This is a genomic window from Siminovitchia sp. FSL W7-1587 (genome assembly GCF_037963795.1).
Taxonomy (GTDB): Bacteria; Bacillota; Bacilli; order Bacillales; family Bacillaceae_C; genus Siminovitchia; species Siminovitchia thermophila.
Genome location: NZ_CP150169.1, coordinates 4,105,669 through 4,125,419 on the forward strand (window position 1 = coordinate 4,105,669; position 19,751 = coordinate 4,125,419).

General features: G+C 41.8%; 18 protein-coding genes. 12 read left to right on the plus strand and 6 right to left on the minus strand.

What is annotated here, in order from left to right; translation table 11 throughout:
- Positions 1-633: 633 nt before the first annotated feature.
- The 5 genes from NST31_RS19230 to NST31_RS19250 form a co-directional block, all read right to left on the minus strand.
- Complete coding sequence (locus tag NST31_RS19230; protein WP_339162696.1) at positions 634-1,557, minus strand: YafY family protein; 924 nt, start codon at positions 1,555-1,557, stop codon at positions 634-636.
- On the minus strand, positions 1,554-1,730 hold the full coding sequence (locus NST31_RS19235) for a hypothetical protein (protein WP_205179809.1): 177 nt from the start codon (positions 1,728-1,730) through the stop codon (positions 1,554-1,556). Before NST31_RS19235 ends, NST31_RS19230 begins: the two co-directional genes overlap by 4 nt.
- A gap of 34 nt (positions 1,731-1,764) precedes the next feature.
- Entirely contained in the window at positions 1,765-1,860 is a 96-nt protein-coding gene (locus tag NST31_RS19240; RefSeq protein WP_205179807.1) for a hypothetical protein, read from the minus strand.
- A gap of 238 nt (positions 1,861-2,098) precedes the next feature.
- A complete protein-coding gene (locus tag NST31_RS19245) occupies positions 2,099-2,416 on the minus strand; it encodes a hypothetical protein (protein WP_339162699.1) in 318 nt (105 codons plus the stop codon).
- Positions 2,417-2,771: 355 nt separating this feature from the next.
- Positions 2,772-3,374: a LysE/ArgO family amino acid transporter gene (locus NST31_RS19250; RefSeq protein ID WP_205179804.1), complete on the minus strand. Its 603-nt coding sequence runs from the start codon at positions 3,372-3,374 to the stop codon at positions 2,772-2,774.
- Between the two features lie 218 nt (positions 3,375-3,592).
- Between NST31_RS19250 and NST31_RS19255 the strand changes: the two genes are divergently transcribed.
- The 8 genes from NST31_RS19255 to NST31_RS19290 all read left to right on the plus strand — a co-directional run bounded on the left by NST31_RS19255 (position 3,593) and on the right by NST31_RS19290 (position 14,345).
- Positions 3,593-5,011, plus strand: a complete 1,419-nt coding sequence (locus NST31_RS19255) for a PLP-dependent aminotransferase family protein (protein WP_339162700.1) — start codon at positions 3,593-3,595, stop codon at positions 5,009-5,011.
- Between the two features lie 414 nt (positions 5,012-5,425).
- A complete protein-coding gene (locus tag NST31_RS19260) occupies positions 5,426-6,151 on the plus strand; it encodes an MOSC N-terminal beta barrel domain-containing protein (RefSeq protein WP_205179800.1) in 726 nt (241 codons plus the stop codon).
- A gap of 52 nt (positions 6,152-6,203) precedes the next feature.
- Positions 6,204-6,437 carry a hypothetical protein gene (locus tag NST31_RS19265; protein WP_077114170.1) on the plus strand — a complete coding sequence of 78 codons (234 nt, stop codon included), beginning with the start codon at positions 6,204-6,206 and terminating at the stop codon, positions 6,435-6,437.
- Between the two features lie 341 nt (positions 6,438-6,778).
- A complete protein-coding gene (locus NST31_RS19270) occupies positions 6,779-8,176 on the plus strand; it encodes a S8 family peptidase (protein ID WP_339162702.1) in 1,398 nt (465 codons plus the stop codon).
- Positions 8,177-8,487: 311 nt separating this feature from the next.
- The gene (locus tag NST31_RS19275; protein ID WP_339162703.1) at positions 8,488-8,814 is read left to right on the plus strand and encodes a hypothetical protein; all 327 of its coding nucleotides are present in this window, start codon (positions 8,488-8,490) and stop codon (positions 8,812-8,814) included.
- Positions 8,815-8,849: 35 nt separating this feature from the next.
- Positions 8,850-10,811 (plus strand): putative thiazole-containing bacteriocin maturation protein, encoded by a 1,962-nt coding sequence (locus tag NST31_RS19280; RefSeq protein ID WP_339162705.1) that lies wholly within the window; start codon positions 8,850-8,852, stop codon positions 10,809-10,811.
- A complete protein-coding gene (locus NST31_RS19285) occupies positions 10,808-12,751 on the plus strand; it encodes a TOMM precursor leader peptide-binding protein (RefSeq protein WP_339162708.1) in 1,944 nt (647 codons plus the stop codon). The genes NST31_RS19280 and NST31_RS19285 overlap by 4 nt, the downstream gene beginning before the upstream one ends.
- Before the next feature lie 22 nt (positions 12,752-12,773).
- Positions 12,774-14,345 carry a SagB family peptide dehydrogenase gene (locus tag NST31_RS19290; RefSeq protein WP_339162711.1) on the plus strand — a complete coding sequence of 524 codons (1,572 nt, stop codon included), beginning with the start codon at positions 12,774-12,776 and terminating at the stop codon, positions 14,343-14,345.
- 475 nt (positions 14,346-14,820) lie between these two features.
- On the opposite strand, the gene NST31_RS19295 is transcribed toward NST31_RS19290, so the two are convergent.
- Positions 14,821-15,693 (minus strand): GNAT family N-acetyltransferase, encoded by an 873-nt coding sequence (locus NST31_RS19295; protein WP_339162713.1) that lies wholly within the window; start codon positions 15,691-15,693, stop codon positions 14,821-14,823.
- Positions 15,694-16,020: 327 nt separating this feature from the next.
- Here NST31_RS19295 and NST31_RS19300 point away from each other — a divergent pair, with 327 nt between their 5' ends.
- The 4 genes from NST31_RS19300 to NST31_RS19315 all read left to right on the plus strand — a co-directional run bounded on the left by NST31_RS19300 (position 16,021) and on the right by NST31_RS19315 (position 19,729).
- Positions 16,021-16,278, plus strand: a complete 258-nt coding sequence (locus NST31_RS19300; protein WP_339162716.1) for a hypothetical protein — start codon at positions 16,021-16,023, stop codon at positions 16,276-16,278.
- 1,097 nt (positions 16,279-17,375) lie between these two features.
- Positions 17,376-18,212: a deoxyribonuclease IV gene (locus NST31_RS19305; protein ID WP_339162720.1), complete on the plus strand. Its 837-nt coding sequence runs from the start codon at positions 17,376-17,378 to the stop codon at positions 18,210-18,212.
- Positions 18,213-18,336: 124 nt separating this feature from the next.
- Positions 18,337-18,579 carry a hypothetical protein gene (locus NST31_RS19310; protein WP_139345586.1) on the plus strand — a complete coding sequence of 81 codons (243 nt, stop codon included), beginning with the start codon at positions 18,337-18,339 and terminating at the stop codon, positions 18,577-18,579.
- Between the two features lie 574 nt (positions 18,580-19,153).
- Positions 19,154-19,729 (plus strand): HXXEE domain-containing protein, encoded by a 576-nt coding sequence (locus tag NST31_RS19315; RefSeq protein ID WP_253191863.1) that lies wholly within the window; start codon positions 19,154-19,156, stop codon positions 19,727-19,729.
- Positions 19,730-19,751 lie beyond the last annotated feature (22 nt).

Below are 19,751 nucleotides of genomic sequence, written 5' to 3' on the forward strand. Positions count from 1 at the left end.
CCTTTATCCCTGGAATTTTAAAAGAAGTGAATGGCATTTCTGGCTTGGACAGTGACATCCGCTATCGTGTAAGACATACGGGACTGATTCGTTCATATTTCGTATCAAAATAACAGATATGAGGTCCCTTTTTCTAAATCATATCATATGAAAACACAAACCCACACTATAAATAGGGAATATGTGAAACCTGTCTTAAGGGCTTCGGAAAAACGCAATTCATTTTCGGAAGAGGAGATAGCTGTTGGAGTCATAAAAAAAGTAGTATAGGGCTTGCTCTATAAATGGAAGCGATTGAGCTGCAATTGCTGGCAAAAGAATGAGCATTTTAACTGCTCTTCTCCCGGTATTTCAGATGCGTCCAAGGGGATAAAGCAAGTCAGTTTTGAAAGAGACAGAACTGTTTTTCATATTGCTATGAAATGTAGACTGATGAAAGTGGGGAGTAGGATCGCCAAAAACCGATGATCCTACTGTTTGTCTTTGGTCCCGCCCTGATTCATTGATATGAGAGAGGACCGTCCATTAATTGGGAATTTCATATTGGTTGTTCAGCCGTCTGTCAATCTAGTTAAGGAAAAATGTATAATGTTATGGCATGAAGGTTTCTTGGTTTTCCATTTCATGGCGATTTTATTCTTTATATATGTTTTTCATGTCATCTAAACAATTTATAAACTTGTGAATCAATTCTTTCGGATGCATGATACGGACTTTGTTTCTATAACTGATAATGTGGGTAAGGGCTTGATCAATGGTGTAATATTCTTTCGTTACACTTATTGTCCCATCTGGATGATTCATTATTTCGTCTTCCTTGAAATTATCCAGCACTTGTGCTCTCGCCTCTTGACTAAACTGGAGGCGCACTGTGAATGGGATTGCGTTGTTTTCCGATTTCCCATTCTTCTTTGCGTCTATATCCTCCATTGTATAAGGACGTCTCGTAAAATAGCGATCAGTGTTATGTGTTTCGATGATACGTGTGAGTTTGAATACCCGGAGCTCATGTCGTAATAAACAATAAGCCCAAGTGTACCAGTTGTAATCTTTTAAAAAAATGGCCATAGGTTCAATATATCGCTCTGTTTCATTGCCGTTATAGTCAACATATCGTATTCTGATCACTCTGCTATGTTGAATCGAGTGATAAATGACTTGAATATGATGCTGCGTAAGATCACTTGACTGCGAAATTTGAAAATGGACACAATGATCCTGTATTGATTCTGGATCAATTAACTGGTTGACTTTTGCAAGCAAAGACTCAATATCTTTTAAGCCGGTTGCGTTTTCTACGCTTTTCAATGCCCATTGTATAGAAAGCAGATCGTCTAACGTCAGGTATTTTTTATCTAATCGAAATCCCTCCATTAATTCATAACCGCCCTCTTGGCCGGGAAGTGACAGGATGGGAATCCCTGCACGGCTTAGAGAATTGATATCTCTGTAGATCGTTCTCTCCGATACTTCAAAGTACCTGGATAGCTCTGCCGCTTTCATTCTTTTTCGATGGATTAGCAAGACAGTGATTCCAAATAGACGCTCGATTTTCAATGTTCATCCCTCTGTTGAAAATCTTTTCTTATATATTGTGCGGTTAGGGAGTTGCTCTTTGTTGTGAAATCATATGGTGTACCAGCAAACATGATTTCTCCTCCTTTCTTTCCGCCACCCGGTCCAAGGTCAATGATCCAACCCGCTTGTTTGATCATATCTATTGTGTTCAATGGCAATAACTACTTCCATTATCAATCAAACGATTCAAGATAGCTCGATATCGGACATATGAAGTCCAGTTGTCGGCTCGTCAAGCACGTAGATGTTTCCGGTTCGATGCAACGCGCTTGCCAGTTTCACTCCCTGACACTTTCCACCAGATAGTGTATTAAGCGGCTGGCTTAATTCGCTAGGAATCTTTCTTCACCCGGAGAATGCCCTCTCCACCAGATAGTGTGTCAAGTGGCTGGTCCAATGTCATGTAGTCTAGGCCCACTTCCGATAATGTTTTTAAATTGCCAACGATCTCTTTACTCCGAAAAAAATGCACATGCATTCATCACTGTCAGATCTAAAACATTCTATATGGATTTGCCATTTAATGTATACTGGAGAACTGCTTCTTTAAACCGTTTGCCATGACATCTCTCATAAGGAGCTCTAACACTTTCGGGGAATACGAGATCGATATAAATAAATCCGTTCCCCTGACATTCGGGGCAAGCTCCTTTTGAGTTGAAACTAAAAAGCTTGGGCAAAGGAATCTCTTATCGTATCCATTATACCTGTATAGGTTGCCGAGGGCGACCGTCCCTTTTGGATGATTGAATGAGAAAACATCGGATTCTTCCATACGGGAAAATAATAATCGTAATAATGAATCAATATCTGTGATTGTACCGAGCGCTGAACGCACATTTCCTCCTAATGACTACCGCAGGGGAAAGATTCTCGATGGACAATGTGTTTGGTTGACTGGGCGTCGGCAATGTATTTTGAATATATGTCGTAAAAGTTTGATTCAACTGACCCTTACTGATTGTATCGAACTGCCTGATCCGGAAACGCCGGTGAACACCGTAAGCTTCTTCTTTGGAATCTCGAGTGACACATTTTTTACATGATTTTCTTGCAAACCAACCAATCGCATCATTTGATATTCAGCCATAACGGTTCGTTCTTGAAGTCAATATATAAAAGACTATACAGCAACTCCTTGACAGCATTATGTCAGGGATGCAAAAAAATTACTTTCAGCTTGATGGGGCTGTTCAAATAAAGTCAAGCATGAGATAAAGCGCAGTTCCCCATATAAACAGCGCTGAGCACTTGTTGAAGATGTTCATTAATTTTCCTCCGCCATCCAGTTGCTTCATGATCCGGCCCGCCGCTGTTAATCCAAAGAACCAAATCCAGGACACTGAAATGCAGGAAATTGTAAAAAGAATTTGTTCCCATCCGGTATATTTTAAAGCGCTTGTCCCAATGACGCCGATGATATCCAAGATAGCATGGGGATTTAATAAAGAGACGGACAAGGCAAAAATGATTTGCTGGCGGATTGGCAATGCTTTATTCGTCTCAGTTGTTGCGGGTTTTGCCCTCCAAATTACGTACCCCATGTAAAGTAAAAATAAAATGCCTGCAGCCATGAGGCCCATCCGCAGCCATTCAAATTGCAACACAATGGCGGATACTCCTAAGATGGCCAAAAGAATCAACAATGTATCGCATAGACCGGCTGTAATAGCCGCAGGCAGGGACCAAATCCATTTTGGCTGGGTGGCCCCTTGTGAAAATATAAATACATTCTGCACACCTAAAGGCAAAATGAGGCCGAATGCCAAGATGATTCCGTGTAAAATGCTTTCCAAAACGATCAGCTTCCTTTCTAATTCTAGCGCACTATGTTACAACTAAAAGAAAACGGCCAATTGGATGGTTTTTTGCCCAACCATTTAGGGATGGTGAGGCGAATGGGAAACCGAATCGGCCTACTCTTTTTTCTTTCTAATTCTAGCGTACTATGTTACAACTAAAAGAAAACAGCCAATTGGATGGTTTTTTATCCATCCAATTTAGGGGTGATAGGATGAGTTGGAAACCGAATCGACACTCTCATTTGACGATTCATGAACAAATTGTTGAATGGATCAAGTCCAGAATTGAGAGAGGGGATTGGACAGTTGGCACGAAACTTCCGACACAGCGCCAGCTTGCGGCACAATGTGAAGTGAATCGCAGTACGGTGCAGCTCGCTCTTGATGAATTACGGGCGGATGGGTGGCTGGAATCGAAGGTCGGATCAGGCGTATACGTGGCGAATAATGTTTGGAACATGCATTTGAGAAAAGCCCAGCCGAATTGGAAGAAGCATATTGAATCAAGTATCTATAAACCGAACTATCATACGATTCAACTGATCAATGAGTTTGAACAAAATGATCGGATCATCCGGCTTGGAACAGGTGAATTATCACCTGAATTGTTGCCAACAAAACTGCTGGAGCAGTCTTTACAAGAAATATCACTTGAACAAAAGGCAATCGGTTATTCCTCGCCGAAAGGAAGCGAAAAGTTGCGCGGCATTTTATGTAAGTATTTAAAAGCCAGGGGAATCGAAACCGCTCCGGAAAACATACTGATTGTTTCCGGTGCGCTTCAAGCGCTTCAATTAATTGCCATGGGCCTATTAGAACAGGGCTCGATTGTATTCCAGGAACAGCCCTCATATTTACATTCCGTCCATCCTTTTCAATCAGCCGGCATGCGTATGATATCCGTTTTACGAAATAGTCGCTTGGCTGGCCATTTGCGAAAAATTAAGAGAAACAGGCAATCTTTATTTTATTGTGTGCCGACATTAAACAATCCGACGGGGCATAGTTGGTCTTTGGAGGAAAAGAAACATTTGTATGAAGTGTGCAAAGAGCTGCAAATTCCCATTATTGAAGATGATGTATACCATGAATTATTATTTCAGCGGCCATCTCCTCCTATCAAGTCGTTTGACACATCAGGACAAGTGCTATATATCGGCAGTGTTTCCAAGACACTAAGCCCGGGTTTAAGGATTGGTTGGGTAGTTGCGCCTGAACCTGTTGTGAAAAGATTAGCAGATATTAAGATGCAAACAGATTATGGTTCAAGCGCCTTTTCCCAAGAAATTGTTGCTCACTGGATATCGACCGGTTTATACGACATTCACTTGGAAAATCTCCGTACTCAATTGAAGAGAAGAGCGGCATTTGTAGAAGGATTATTAGAACAGCACTTTCAGAAGGTGGCCAGTTGGAAAAACTCGGAGGGCGGTTTTTACATATGGCTCAGGTTCCATGAACCGGTTGTCAACAAGGCTCTTTTTTTAAAATTGCTTCACTATCATGTCTTAATTAATCCAGGCTACATTTATGAAACAAGGGATTTACATCATATTCGCCTTTCATACGCCTATGCGTCGTTGGAAGAATTAAAAGAAGGGTTGCTTATTTTATTGGAGCTTATAAAGTGAAACTTCATTCTGAGGCGTTTTCTTCCCTCTTCTACTGAATGTTAGTTCAACCAAGCGGGCATTTAGGTGCCGTTTTCTCCCATTTAGACCTTTTGTATCAACTTAGGTCTTGAAGTAGGAGTATTACGGCACCTGACATGCGGGATAAAACAATAAGTTGGCAGAGGAAAGATATACATATTTTTCAATTTGATATAAAAAGCCGGGATTCCTTCCCGGGAAATCACCGCCTGGCAAAAGTTCAGAAAGTTCACTAACTAGAATGTACAAACGTACTTCCATTCGGTGCGATCACTTTTACCAGGCTGCTATTTTCTTCATTTTCAAGGATTTATCAGCGGAAAATTAGTAATATAGTGTTGAAGCTGTTACCGGCATGTTACCATTGAATAAAACAGATGCGGGAGGAATACAATGCTGATCGGCCATATCAAGGAAATTGTTCGTCATCCTGTAAAATCTTTTCACGGAGAGAGAGTCAACAAGACAAAAGTAATGGCGTATGGCTTATACGGTGATCGAAGCCACGCCTTTTTAGATAAAAAGCGCCCCGGGAAGTTTTTAACCATTACTCAATTTCCGGGAATGGTCCGCTATAAAGCGAGATTCGCGGGAGAGGAATCGATGACGCGGTATCCTAGAGTGGAAATAACGACCCCAGCTGGAAAAGTGTTTAACTGGGGAGATGAAGATCTGATAAAGGATATTGAAAATAGAGCAAACAGGGAAGTAGCGTCAATTGTTTATACACCCGAGCAAGTTCCTCTCGGGGCTATAGAAGAGGAGCATATTCAACTTGTAACGGATGCCTCCGTCGAAAAACTGCAAGAAATATGGGGGAAATCGGTCAATTATCGACGTTTTCGTCCCAATCTATTGATTTCTTTAAAAGATAAAATCCCTTTTATCGAAGAGGAATGGTTCGGCAAAAAAATAAAAATAGGCAAGCAAGTTGAAATAGAGCTAAAAAGACATTGTGAAAGATGCATGATCATCACGGTCGACCCCAATCATGCGGAACGGGACCCCAGCTTGCTCAAAACAGTTGTTAAAGAAAGGAATAATCATTTTGGTGTTTATGCTTCTGTCATAAAAACCGGTGACATTCAGGTGGGTGATGAAGTATTTCTTATGGATTGATCTGCGTTAAAACGATTATAATAGAAGAATGAACATGATAGGGGGCATGCTGATGAATCCAGGACAACAGAAATTCAAGTCGTTTATTTTGGAAAGAGTAAAAGAGGGCGAGCAGGACAAAGCCGAAGTGTTACTTTCCGAAAGCTTTCAGAAACTGGATGAAAGAAGTTTTGACCAAAGCTATCTCAAGAGCTTTATGCCCAGAATGAAAAGCTTGTTAAAACCAGAACATGTTGAAGAGGTTGAAGCGATCATGAAAGAATTCGGCGCGAAGTTTTCCGGATAATGTGCAAGGACAGGGGGAGAAAGCCTGTCCTTGTTTTTTTTTCGAAAAAAGCTTTCCAGTTTTTAATGGGAATATGATTAGAATGAAACAGCCAAAAACCAAAAAAAGCCAGACGGCCACCTCCCAAGTAAGGAAGGGAAAACCGAATATCTGCTTTGTCAGGGCTGATTTTTATAAAAATTTGGCTCCTTTTATCTTGATCCCTGAGTTGATGGTTTATCCGTCAACTCATTTTTTTATGGGCTGAATTTGCCCATTATAAAATAATTCATGTTGGACAGGATATACGGTAAACAGGGATCATTTGCTCCCATTTTCATGTCACAATTTGAGGTGCAACTATGCGAAGAAAGGCCATTATCATTACTTTATTCTTTATTTTGGGGTTTGCGGCTATTATGGGAGTGAACTTTCAAAGGCAGGCGGAACAAGAGCCTTTTCACTCCAACGAAGAGCAGAGTGTCAGAAATTTACAAGTGAATAACTTACAGCAAGAAAGTTCCCGTATTCAAAAAGTAGATATGCTTTCTGTCGGCAACAATATAAAAATGAAATTGAACAGCAACCCCTCTATCAAAATCATCCGCCATAATGAGAAGGATCAAAGTCATTACTACGATAAAGAAGCCGTTGTGGATTTTATAGGTCCTCCTACTGAAGCGGAAATCCATAAAATAGTCCGGGAAATTGACGGGGAACTGAAGAAAAAACTCGATTCCGTCTATATTTTTCAATCAAATAGCCAATCCACGGCTGAATTGATACAATATTTTACCCAAAACGATCAAGTTGCGTTTGGTGAACCGCATTATATTTATTTGCAAAATGAAGTGAACGATACTTTTTTTCGCAATTATCAATGGAATCTGCCGGCGATCGGAACAGAAAGAGGATGGAATGTCACGCGGGGTTCGGAAGATGTAAAAATTGCCGTAGTTGACACAGGTGTGGATTTGGATCACCCTGATTTATCCGGCCGGTTGGCAGAGGGGTATAATGTTCTTGCTCAAAATGACAATCCGGATGACGATAATGGACATGGCACTCATGTAGCCGGGATTATCGCGGCGGTGACGAATAATGCCGAAGGGGTGGCGGGAATTACATGGTATAACCCGATTATGCCGGTAAAAGTGATGAATGCCGAAGGAATTGGCGGTTCCTTTGATGTGGCTGAGGGCATTCGCTGGGCGGCCGATCATGGGGCTAACGTCATCAACCTGAGCTTGGGGAATTATCAGCCCTCTGTCATTTTAAAGGACGCCATTCGTTACGCATTGGAAAAAGATATCATTGTCATCGCAGCGGCCGGAAATGATAATACAATTCAGCCGAGCTTCCCGGCAGCCCTGCCGGGGGTCATCAGTGTAGCTGCGGTCGATTGGGAAGGAAAGCGGGCTCATTTCTCCAACTTTGGGGATCATATTGACATAGCGGCGCCTGGAGTTTATATTCCCAGCACTTTTACGGACGGGCAGTATGCAAGTCTCAGCGGCACATCTATGGCTGCTCCCCATGTCAGCGCTTTGGCTGGCCTCATCCGTTCTGTAAATCCGGATATGAAGAACACGGAAGTGCTGGATATCATCACACAAACAACACAAAATATTGGAAGGAACGGCCCAGACATTTACTACGGGAACGGGATTATAGATAATACGAAAGCATTGCGGGTAGCCTATAATAGAACAAGGCCTTTTGGACGGGCCCGAGAGTGGTTTAATCAATTTGGCGGCTGACAGCTGATTCGAGTGTTTGCTCAGCCGCCTTTAGAGCTGATGATTGATCTTCTTGCTATATGAACAGTTGTACGAATACTCATAAAAAATAGGCATTGGAATCAGTAACAATACCCACCCATCGTTCATAATTTGTGAGTATTGAAGTACAGGTGGACTTAAAATCAGCAGTTACACATTTGTAATTCCATTTGGTTTTGTTCACCTTTCCATACTTCTGGAAGATCTTTTCATTACATTTTCGGAGGCGGCAAAAATGAACGATTTCCAAAACGAACTACAAATGTTAAATGTGGGTGATTTCCAAGCAAGTGAGGCAATTCCTTGGGACTATAGCCAGTACAATTTGGATTCCTCTCGACAATTCGGCGTTTTTGGCGGCTATGGCGGTTGTTTTCGATGTTATAGTTGTTTTAATTGTTTCAATTGTTCTAACTGCTATAGTTGTTTTAGTTGTTACCGTTGCTATAGTTGTGGTGGCGGCTGTGGTGGTCGTTGTGGCGGTCGATGCGGCGGCCGTTGCGGTGGTCGATGCGGTGGTTAAAAAAAATACCAAAGGTCCCTGTATAAGTTGTGCGGGGACTTTTTTTAAAAAGATTAACATAAGAAACAAGTTCCTTTACATAACATTATATTGATAATGATGATTCAGTTAAGGGTAAGGAGGAGCGGAATGCCAAATGTGACCCCTGATATGCGCTTGAAGGTGAAAAGAGATACGTTTTTTCTCCCTGATTCAAACAATAGTGTGTATTTCCGAAATAACGTCAGTTCTTTCCGCATGGAAGGAAGCGCAATCGATCAGTGGATTGAAAAGTTATTGCCGATGTTTAACGGTGAGTACACGCTGGAAGATTTAACGGAGGAATTACCAGGTTCATACCGGGATCGTATCTATGAAATTGCTGAAGTACTGTACCGGAATGGATATGTTCGGGATGTGAGCCAAGATCTTCCGCATCAGTTGATGGATCAGGTTGTTAAAGAATATGCTTCTCAAATTGAGTTTTTAGATAGTCTGGGAGGTTCTGGTGCGAACCGATTTCAAACCTATCGTCAGTCCAAAGTGTTGGCAGTCGGCTCTGGTCCTTTTTTCGTCTCGTTGGTATCCTCGTTGCTTCAATCCGGTTTGCCAAAGTTCCAAATGTTAATGATGGATACTGTACCGACCAATAGACAGCGATTGAAGGAGATTGTGGCACACTCTCGTAAAACAGACAGCGAAGTGGAGGTAGAAGAGATCCGCTTTCAGAAGGAGGGGATAAGTGCTTGGCGAGAGGTTGTTCAACCGTTTGATTTCATATTGTATGTATCTCAAGAGGGAGATATAGAGGAATTGAGAGTTCTTCATACGATTTGCAGGGAAGAGAAGAAGACTTTTTTCCCAGCTATTTGCCAACAGCATGTGGGACTGGCAGGTCCGTTGGTGCGTCCGGACTCTAAGGGGTGTTGGGAGTCTGCGTGGAGGCGCGTGCATAGAACTGTATTTTCTGGCGAACAGCAGGCTCCCGGTTTCACTGCTACAGCATGCGCAATGCTGGCTAATGTAATGGTGTTTGATTTGTTTAAAGAGATTACAAGAGTGGCCGGAACTGAACCGGACAACCAAATCTACCTGCTTGATCTGAATACATTGGAAGGGAACTGGTATTCTTTTTTTCCCCATCCGTTGGTGGCAGGCCAACGTTTATCTGCTGAATGGGTAAGAGATTTAGAATTGCGTCGCGAACGAAAACCAGACATAGATGTTCAACCGGATGAATTACTTCTTTATTTCGATCAGTTAACATCAGAGGAATCCGGGATTTTCCATATTTGGGATGAGGGGGATTTGAAGCAACTGCCTTTAGCTCAGTGCCGGGTTCAGGTAGCCGACATGTTGTCTGAGGGACCTGCGGAGCTGTTGCCGGAAATCGTTTGTACCGGTCTGACGCATGAGGAAGCACGCAGGGAAGCTGGTCTGGCCGGAATTGAAGCATATGTTTCGCAAGCAGTCGATTTGCTTGATATGACTCCTTCATTTCACGAAGTAGAGGAAAGCGCGGCAGTACAGGAATTCATTGGCGTTGGTGCGGGTGAAACGTTTGTTGAAGGTGTTTGCCGGGGATTGCAAAGGTGTTTAGATGAGGAACTGAACAAGCAGCGGTTCCATAAGAAAATGACTTTTACCCGATTGCAGTTGGCTAAGATAGAGGATGAACGCTGCCGGTTTTATCTGGAATCACTGGCCACCATGCAGGGAATGCCAATTATTGGTTTAGGAGAGGAAGTGGCCGGTTTCCCTTTGGTATGGGTCGGTACGAAGGACAACTGGTTTGGCAGTGTAGATTTGAATATCACAATGGCATTAAGAGAAGCTTTACAACAAGTGCTTATGAAGGCCCAAAACAAAGAAGCTTCACTCACGTTGAAAACATTGAAGGCTTCGTCCATCTTAATGGAAGAAAAGATTCCCTTAAGACTTGAAATCCCGGCTTGTGAAAAGATAACTGGACCAGATATTCGTTCCGCTATGCAAGTTTTGGAGCGTAACAACAAGAGGCTCTTAGTCTTTGATTTGGCCTTGGAACCATTTTTGAAAGAAGGAATCGCAGGCGTATTTGGTGTGCTGTTGCGGGAGGAGGGATCACGATGAGTGCTGTAGTGGCGGTTGTAGGAGAAGGGTTGCTTGCAGACATTATGTCAAAAGAACTGTGCGCTCAAGACATAGTAGTTCGCCGTATCAATCTTGAGGCGGGGGTACCGGAAACAGCTGATCTTGTTCTAGTATTACATGATATGTGGCATCCTTCCATTCATAAAAAGGCGGAAGAAGTGTTGCGGACAAGCGGGATCCCGTGGCTGCGAGGCTTTGTTTCATTTGGAGAGGGTGTGATTGGACCGCTTGTACGTCCTGGTACACCAGGATGTTCCAATTGTGCCGACAAGCGACGCTTTATGGCTGGGCGAGACCGCAATGAAATGTGGGAAATAGAGAAGGGACTGGAAGCGTACGGAGAAGTGCCGCGTGACGCATGGGCATCGCGCACGGGACTATCACAGCTGGCCTGCCTTCTTGAGGCGGAGGCAAGGAAAGTATTGGAGGGCGCTCAGGCTTACTCGGAAGGCCGCTTATTTTTAGTGAATCTGAAAACGTTGAAGGGTTCGTGGCATTCGTTTCTTCCCGACCCATCATGCCCGTTTTGCGGCCATTTACCCAATGATTCACCTGCAGGGGCCAGCATTTCTCTGCAGCCCAGTCTTAAGATCCATAGCGACAGTTACCGCTGCCGTTCGATGGATGAGCTGAAAAATGTACTAATCAAAGACTATCTCGATCATCGGACTGGTTTATTAAATGCTAAAACGTATGAGCTTGTTCTGCCATTTGCCGATGTAAGTGTCAATCTGCCATTGTTCAGCGGGGACGAAGGAGTGGCTGGCAGGACTCATTCATATATGATTAGTGAGTGCACAGCTATTTTGGAAGGATTGGAGAGGCATTGTGGTCTGTCTCCCCTTGGAAAACGAACAGTCATTCATGACAGTTTTCGTCATTTGGAAGACCGGGCACTCAATCCCATCAAAGTAGGCGTTCACTCTCAAGAACAGTATGCACAGTCCGATTTTCCTTTTAAAGCATTTCATCCCGATCAACCTATTAATTGGGTGTGGGGCTATTCATTTTTGCTCGAACGACCTATTTTGGTTCCAGAGTTGCTTGCTTATTACAGCTTGGGCTGTGGAGGGGGTTTTGTCTATGAAACTTCCAATGGATGTGCAGTAGGCGGAAGTTTAGAGGAGGCCATTTTTTACGGTATTATGGAAGTCGTTGAGCGTGATTCGTTTCTGATAACTTGGTATGCCGAGCTGACACTCCCGCGCATTGACCCTTTCTCCACTGATGACCAAGAGTTAAAGCTGATGATTGAACGTGTGCGGGCAGTGGGCGGATATGATCTGTATTTTTTTAACTCAACGATGGAAAACGGAATTCCAAGTGTTTTGGTGTTGGCGAAAAACAGAAAAAAAGAGGGGCTAAATATCATCAGTGCTGCTGGTGCTCATCTGGATCCGATAAGAGCTGCGAAGAGCGCGGTTCATGAGTTGGCTGGCATGATGCTAATACTCGATGAGCATTTTGAGACTAATAAGCAGGAGTATATGCGAATGTTGCAAAACTCTTCCCTTGTGCGGAAGATGGATGATCATGGCATGTTGTATGGGTTGCCGGAAGCGGAAGAACGCTTGCATTTTTTGCTGGCAAATAATCGTCCATTGCGAACGTTTGGAGATGAATTCAAATGCAGGGAAGGGCATGCAGATCTTACTGATGAACTGCGGGATGTTCTTAAGGTGTTTAGCCGATTGAACCTGGATGTAATAGTAGTCGATCAAACGACACCGGAAATCAGACGAAACGGACTGTTTTGTGTGAAAGTACTAATTCCAGGGATGTTGCCGATGACATTCGGGCAACATCTTACCCGCTTAACAGGGCTGGATAGAGTGCTCAAGGTACCAATGGAACTCGGTTATGAGAGACAACCGCTCACATTGGAACAACTCAATCCATATCCACATCCATTCCCGTAACCGATGGCTAGGAGGCAGGAGGATGAGTTTAGAGGAATTTTTATACAATCTCCATTTTAACATTGATAAGGCAGTCCCAGCAGAATGGGAAGTAGATTGGGACGATGCGCCGCTTTCGTATAAGCTCTACCTTGGTTTGCCTGCGATTCCGCTTTCATTGGAAGTGCCACTGACGCTTGAAGGCAGAGAAGCATTTTCAAAGCTTGACTTATATGGAATTGGTCATTTTCTTTGGTATGTCTTCGGTATTACTCAATTTTGCGAATCGGTTAATTCCTTGGATGCCAAAATGGATTTCATGCAGTCGCATAGGCGTTTTGTACCTTCCGGTGGCGCATTGTATCCCAATGAATTGTATATTTATCTAAAGTTGGAGAATGTTCCTGCGGGTGTTTACCATTATGATGTGGCACATCACCGATTGGTGTTACTGCGGGAAGGAAACTTCGATTCATATATATCGCGCGCTCTTTGTAATCAATGTCATATATCCGATTGTTTTGGTACTGTTTTTGTGTCGACAATGTTTTGGAAAAATTACTTTAAGTACAATGATTTTTCCTATCGTCTGCAAGGATTGGATGCCGGTGTGTTGATTGGACAGTTACTGGAAGTGGCAAAGCGCTTTGGCCTCGCTTCAGGGATATACTTTCAGTTTCTTGATCGAGCCATCAACCACCTGCTTGGACTTTCTGAACAGGAGGAGAGCGTTTATGCGGTTATCCCGCTATCAGTTGAGCCAACAAGCAACTTTACGGATGAGAGCGACACAGACGCAGCTTTCACCAGCACTGACTTGTGTCAAGAGTTGCCGGCGATTCAACCTGTTCACGATGCACAGTCCCGAAGTGTTTTAGAGTATCAGGCGTTAACCAAAATGAATGAAGCATCCATGATGGAAACAACTAGATCGTTTCGGCAAATCAAAGTTGAGGGAAATTTTGAATGTGAAGGTGAAGCGGTTGTTTTGCCCCACGTGAAGCGAATGTCATATGATTTAGCGGAAGTCTGCAGAAAGCGATTTTCACCAGATATAGATTTCGTTTTCGGAAAGGTAAGTCAGTTGCAGTTGGCTACTTTGCTGAAGGAGGCAATGGATTCTTTTTCATACAGAAATGATTTGGATGGACTTGATCAAAAAGAGCGTGAGCCACGCGTCTCACTTTACTGTTGCTTGTATCATATCGAGGGTATTCCGGATGGTGCTTATCGTTATGACCGCTCAGCTCACGCATTACGCCGGATACAATCTGGAGATTTTCGATTACTGTTACAATCCGGATTGTCGGGAAGTAATGTAAATATGTTTCAGATACCGCTCTGCCTGCATGTAGGAGGGAGCAAAGATTACTTCAAAACGGAACTGGGGTACAGAGGATATCGTATCCAACAAATGGAAGCGGGCATGCTTGTACAACGAATACTATTGGCAGCATCGGCACTCGACATGGGGGGACATCCACTTCTGGGATTTGATCCGAAATTGTGTGATGAGATTTACAACATGGGGCCACAAGGAAAAACCAGCCTCATTCAAATTCCGATTGGCCCGTATCGACAGCGACCTTGGTTAAGGGGCAATCTGCATAGTTAGGGAAGAAAAGAATGAAAAACGTAGATTTTGCTACTTTGTATAACTTACAATGAATGTTGGTCTGAAATAAAAACATTCCGTCCCTCGTTTGGATAGTGTGTAAATAACTCTCTTAAAATTCTAAACCAGTTATTATTTCGTTCACAAGCAAAACAAAATGCAATGAAAGCTGGAGGTAACTGATTCTATTAATAATGTGGATGAAGAGCGATGATGATGATGTAAAAAGAGTTGATGATTTTTTCATTGACTCTTATTTTAGTGCGCCCAGTGTGGGCATAGTTGATAAGGGGCAAGTTCCCAAAGATGTAAAGTGCCTTCAAGAGCTATCTGGTTGGTTGATTTTAGTCGTCAAGTATGAGAAATCATAAAAAATCCCCCATGAATCTTAAAAGGAGAGGGTGCCATGTTGTCTGCTTATTATCAAGATTTTTTAAAGACCCGCATATTATTTTTAAGTCGATGTTTTTACAAATTACCCAAAAACTTGGGCGGCAATTCCGACTAATGTATTGTTTCTGGAAGGCATATTAACAGCATTCATAACCATTATGGGCGGTTGATTTACATTAACAAATCCACTTTTTTCCAATAACATCATAAACTCATTATTACCTGATGGGACATCAATTCTTAATTTTCCTTGATGCTTAGAAGATAATTTATCTATTAAAACTATTGCTGTTTGGTAGTCTGGTGCTACAATGGGACCCAATATGAGATTTATTGGCCCTGAAATGGAAAGTCCATATCCCACAATTAATCCATTATTATCTTTAACAACCATGCATTTTTCACATTGTTTTATTCGAGCCATGAGAAAACGGCTTCTTTTGTCTCCAAAAGCATCCTCATCAAGTTTCAGTAATTCATCAATATCAACTTCACTAAACTCTTCAATGATAATCTCACTGTTATTCAACGGTTTAGTATTAGCTATATAATGATCACATATATATTTATGGACAAAATCAACAGTATTGAAGCCCATTTTTTCATACAGGGGTTTTCCTTCTTCTGTTGCAATGAGCATAATGACAGTTTCCTTAGAAACACTTTCTATACATTTTTTAGTAGCCTCTTTCCCTAATCCCATACCTCTAAAATTTTTATGAACGATAACCATACCAATGGAAGCTAAAAAAGTATCATAAGGAATGATTGCAGCACTAGACACAATTTCCCCCTCGGCATTTTTATGTCCAAATATTTTACCTGATGACAGAACAGTTCCAATTTCTTTTTTATCATAATCCCATCCAACTGATGCAGACAGCTCGATTAAACCTGGAACATCAGATTTATCAAATGGCACTAATGTTAATATTTGTTTATTGGATGTGACCATTATGATTTCTCCTTTTTTAGGACATATTTTATAAATACTCCATCTTTAGGACGTTATTTTATAAGTACGCCATTTTTGATATTTTTCCTCCAGTAAATGGCCCATTTGCTAGAGCTGTCGCCATTCTCTCGTTAACTTAATTGTATAATCAGAGAAAAATTTCAAAGTTTGATATTACACAAGGAAAAAAATAGCGATGAAATCAGGTAATGTCATAAAGTATCAATGCAATGTACAATGACGCCCGTAAAAAAACATTTCATTGAAAAACGAAACTATTTGAGTTGTAAATCGTAGAAAAGATAGAATGTGGAGGTGACACATAAATTGATACCGATTATTTTAACTGCAATTCTGCTAATCGCTCTCATATTTTCCATATATGTTGTGATAAAAAAGAGAAAAAAAGCTGGAGTAACAGGGATAAAAAGCGCTTTAACCTCAATTTGTTTTTATCTAATCGCTATAACAAACGTATTAGCTTATTGGCTTGATTTTATAGGATTATTTAGTTGGTCTATCACTATGATTTTATTGATTTTAGGAGCTTATTTTACAAGATATATGTTTGTATCCCAAAAGTGATTTTAAAGCTAATGATGTTTCTCTTTTAAAATGGAGGGTGAAGCCTTGACATTATTGTAGTTGATATCGTCAGTCGTGTTGTTATTTCTTAAATGGAAAAGCGAGAGTAAAAATAAGATTTTTTCTTCAACATTAGCTGTGTTAAAAGGTGATTGTTTAAGTCTGTATGAGTTGACAATAAAAAAATGAGCACTATATTTTGCATCAATCGTACCGAAATGAAATTTGTTTTGGCTATCAATTATATTCTTCCTTTGCGCAAATATGAATGTTCGTAATCGAGATCATTCCAATTGAAAGAAAAACAGACCTGAAAAGCAAATCAAATTGCCTGTTGAAAAGTTTCTCCGGACTGTTGCCGATTGAAGCTATCTTTTGCCATCAAGAAAAGGGAACCATCCTAAGGCCTTTTGGGAGATCAGCCGTGCACTTATTTGAAAATCGTGCCGCTACACTCAAGTAGCAAATCATAAAGAATGAGCCCGCCATTTGATAATCTGACTGCTGTCAATTTAGGTCAACCTCATGGCCCCTTTCCAAATTGGGCCGCCTTTTCTTCCGGGGTTCATTTCAGCTGCAGAACTATTTCACACCATATTGCACACATTTTAAAAAAGCATTGTCTACTACCTTTTATGGGTGCGTGACATCGGCTCTCGCTGAACTCCATTTCCGTCGCACTCTATATGGGGGGCGTGAATTGAAATTACAGTCATTCTGTAGCCCGTCCAAGTCATTTCTGTCGTCGCACTCTATTCCATTATATCATTTTAGAGCACCACTATATCATACCTCTATATGGATCTCATCATTTTCTCATATTGAGGAATACTGAACATATCAGTTCCCAAACAATGGAGGAAGAACAATGCCCGAATTACCGGAGATGGAAACGTATAAAGTGAAACTTCATTCAGTAGGGCTCCTACTGAATGTTAGTTGAACCAATCGGGCACCTTACATGCGGGATAAAAACTTACTGGAGCAATTGATTTTGAATAAAACCATTACAGGAGTAGCGATCAACCGGGACAAATCCATTAATGTCCAGTGGAACATTTTAAAAGTTGTCAGCATGAACGATAAGGAGAATCTATATGAAATTTGGCTGCCATCTGTCTATACGAGACGGCTACCTAGGAGCTGCAAAACGAGCGTACGCAATGAATGCCGGCGCTTTTCAATACTTTCCGAAAAACCCCCGAAGTTTATCTGTAAAAGACTATCCCAAGGAAGATGCGGCATTATGTAACAACTTTTGCAAGAAAAATGGCTTATTATCCGTCAGCCACTCTCCTTATCCCACCAGCTTAACTCCGAACAATGACAATAAACGTGAGCAAGTAACGGATTCATTATTAAATGACCTGGAAATTTCAGAGGCTTGCGGTTCAATTGGAGTTGTCGTTCATTTTGGCAAACCGGTTCCTCATCTGACCTTGCTTGAAAGCTATCAACTTATGATTGAAGTGCTGAATGATATTCTGAGCCGGTGGGATGGAACTGCCAAAATCCTGCTGGAAAATAACGCGGGTTTGCCTGGAACGATGGGAACTACGATAGAAGAGCACGTCCAAGTCCGAAAATTATGTGAGTATCCGGAAAAAATCGGGTTTTGTTTTGATACATGCCATGCGTTTTCCAGTGGATTGTGGGATGGAGAAAATTGGGATGACGTCTTGGAAAAAGGGCAGGAGCTTGGTTATTTCGACGAGTTGCAAGTCATTCATTTTAATAATTCCAAGTATGCCACTCGTGAAGGAAAAGACCGTCACGCTTCTATATTTGGGACTGGTTTCATAAAAGAGAATCAATTTGCCCAAATCGTAAAGACTCCGCAGTTGGCGGACATCCCCTTTATTTTGGAAACCCCTAAAGAGGAGATGTCACATGAAAAAGAAATAGAGTTATTACAAGACAAATGGGGTGATTGAAAAGCAAATTTTTCATTGTCACGGACAGACATTCATCATATGATTGAATGATGAAATAGAAAAAGGAGAAAGAAATGGACCGCGATTTTTTTCATGTCATCATGATTTTGCGGGAAACCTCCAATTGGTTGATGACATGATGATTGTAAGTTCAAAGTGGGGAATATACGCTTTTATCCTTACAGTCGTTCTAATTGCCGTTTTTAAAAAGCAGCGCTTGTACGGGGGTTACGGCATCATAGCGCTTGTTGCAGCCTTATTGATTAGCCGGATTTTAAAATATACGGCGAACCGAGAAAGACCTTTTATAGCGGAGGACGTACATATACTGTTTGAAAAATCCGCCCCTCCGTCGTCCCCCGAGTGACCAAGGGATTATTTGTGTTTGCCGCATTATGATGGATTGTTGCTCCCGAATGGAGAGGGCTCACGTTGAGCATGGCGTTATGAGTGGCTGTTTCCCGAGTTTAGGTGGGACATCATGATCCGTCGGACGTAGCGACGGGACTGATCATTGGCGGTATTTGCTTCTTTGTCATGTATCGTTGGAACCCATGGGACAAGCATAAAGTGAAACTTCATTCAGTAGGGCTCCTACTGAATGTTAGTTGAACCAATCGGGCATTTAGGTGCCGTTTACTCCCACATGCACCTTTTGTATTCACCCAAGATTTTGAAGTGGGAGTCTTACGGCACCTTACATGAGGGATAAAGTGAAACTTCATTCAGTAGGCGTTTTCTTCCATCTCTTACTGACTGTTAATTGAACGAATCGGGCATTTAGCTGCCGTTATCTCCCACTTAGACCTTTTTTGGATCAACTCAGGTCTTGAAGTGGTGGATATGGCACCTTACATGCGGGATAAAAAAGATTGATATTCACAATCACATATGAAGTTAAAAATCTCCAGCACCTAGTAGAGTAAGAGATTGTCTGTTTGGTGGGGAAATTGGCCGGAAAGGAGGCAGGTAAATTGATTTCCTTGCTTGATTCCGCAATCAGTATACACTCATTGATTTGGCTATTTCTTGTTGCTTTCATGCTTCATGATTTCGAAGAAATCATCCGGATCGAACCTTGGATGCGAAAATATTACGATCAGATTGAGCTTAAGATTCCTGAAAAGTTCCGTAAAGATGTTCAGTCGTTTTCACAAATCACTTCATCGCAGTTTGCGGTTGCCGTATGTATTGAGTTTATTGTGTTTGTTCCCTTTACCTTCATGGCGGCTGAAAAAGGACAGTATTTATTTTTCTTGGGTTTCAATACGGTGCTGTTGCTCCATGTATTCATGCATGTTGGGCAGGCGTTATATGTAAAAATGCTTGTCCCGGGTGTTGTTACGGCTGTCGGCATCACTTTACCCTATTCCGTTTATTTATTTTATCGATTACTTCATGAAAATGTCATTTCATTTACGGATATTTTGATCAGTTTTCCAATCGGATTGACATTAATGCCAATTGTCCTTATTGGGCACAAAGTGGGAAAGCGGCTCATTCCAGCGACTAAGTGAATTCCATCTCTTTATGAAGACG

What these genes read in the sequence shown, in the direction of transcription:
- NST31_RS19265 (WP_077114170.1), top strand. Translation starts at nt 6,204, where the DNA reads ATGAATCCAGGACAACAGAAATTCAAGTCGTTTATTTTGGAAAGAGTA.
- NST31_RS19260 (WP_205179800.1), top strand. Translation starts at nt 5,426, where the DNA reads ATGCTGATCGGCCATATCAAGGAAATTGTTCGTCATCCTGTAAAATCT.
- NST31_RS19270 (WP_339162702.1), top strand. Translation starts at nt 6,779, where the DNA reads ATGCGAAGAAAGGCCATTATCATTACTTTATTCTTTATTTTGGGGTTT.
- NST31_RS19280 (WP_339162705.1), top strand. Translation starts at nt 8,850, where the DNA reads ATGCCAAATGTGACCCCTGATATGCGCTTGAAGGTGAAAAGAGATACG.
- NST31_RS19295 (WP_339162713.1), bottom strand. Translation starts at nt 15,693, where the DNA reads ATGGTCACATCCAATAAACAAATATTAACATTAGTGCCATTTGATAAA.
- NST31_RS19255 (WP_339162700.1), top strand. Translation starts at nt 3,593, where the DNA reads ATGAGTTGGAAACCGAATCGACACTCTCATTTGACGATTCATGAACAA.
- NST31_RS19290 (WP_339162711.1), top strand. Translation starts at nt 12,774, where the DNA reads ATGAGTTTAGAGGAATTTTTATACAATCTCCATTTTAACATTGATAAG.
- NST31_RS19305 (WP_339162720.1), top strand. Translation starts at nt 17,376, where the DNA reads ATGAAATTTGGCTGCCATCTGTCTATACGAGACGGCTACCTAGGAGCT.
- NST31_RS19285 (WP_339162708.1), top strand. Translation starts at nt 10,808, where the DNA reads ATGAGTGCTGTAGTGGCGGTTGTAGGAGAAGGGTTGCTTGCAGACATT.